This window comes from Pseudomonas sp. MF6394 (assembly GCF_002018845.1).
GTDB lineage: Bacteria > Pseudomonadota > Gammaproteobacteria > Pseudomonadales > Pseudomonadaceae > Aquipseudomonas > Aquipseudomonas lactis.
Map to the genome: position 1 here is coordinate 1 of NZ_MVOJ01000087.1, position 551 is coordinate 551.

Here is a 551-nt window from a genome sequence, read left to right on the forward strand (position 1 = left end):
ACATTCGCCGAAAATTCGAATTTCTCGATTAAGAGAACTCACAAATTTTACCTTAGCCTGATCCGTTACCAGTGAAAGTAACGTTCAGTCTATCTTTCTATCACATACCCAAATTTTTAAAGAACGATCTAATCAAAGACTAGAAATCAATATTCACTTCAGAATATTCATTTCTAAACTCTAACAGCAGAAGCAGTTAATGGTGGAGCCAAACGGGATCGAACCGTTGACCTCCTGCGTGCAAGGCAGGCGCTCTCCCAGCTGAGCTATGGCCCCATAACAAAATTGGTGGGTCTGGGCAGATTCGAACTGCCGACCTCACCCTTATCAGGGGTGCGCTCTAACCAACTGAGCTACAGACCCAATTTCGAGCGCGTAACTGATTAGCTAAGAGCTATCAGCTTGGAGCTTAAAGCTGCTTCTATCGTCTTCTTCAATGAATCAAGCAATTCGTGTGGGAACTTATGGAGCAGCTGATGTCGTCGATTAAGGAGGTGATCCAGCCGCAGGTTCCCCTACGGCTACCTTGTTACGACTTCACCCCAGTCATG

At 45.6% G+C, this 551-nt stretch carries 2 tRNA genes and 1 rRNA gene; all 3 read right to left on the reverse strand.

Annotated features, from left to right (window positions below):
* Positions 1-200 precede the first annotated feature (200 nt).
* Positions 201-276: transfer RNA gene (locus MF6394_RS32830), tRNA-Ala, on the reverse strand.
* A 10-nt stretch (positions 277-286) separates the two neighbouring features.
* Positions 287-363, reverse strand: a tRNA-Ile gene (locus MF6394_RS32835).
* A 124-nt stretch (positions 364-487) separates the two neighbouring features.
* A 16S ribosomal RNA gene (locus MF6394_RS32840) occupies positions 488-551 on the reverse strand; the annotation flags it as partial.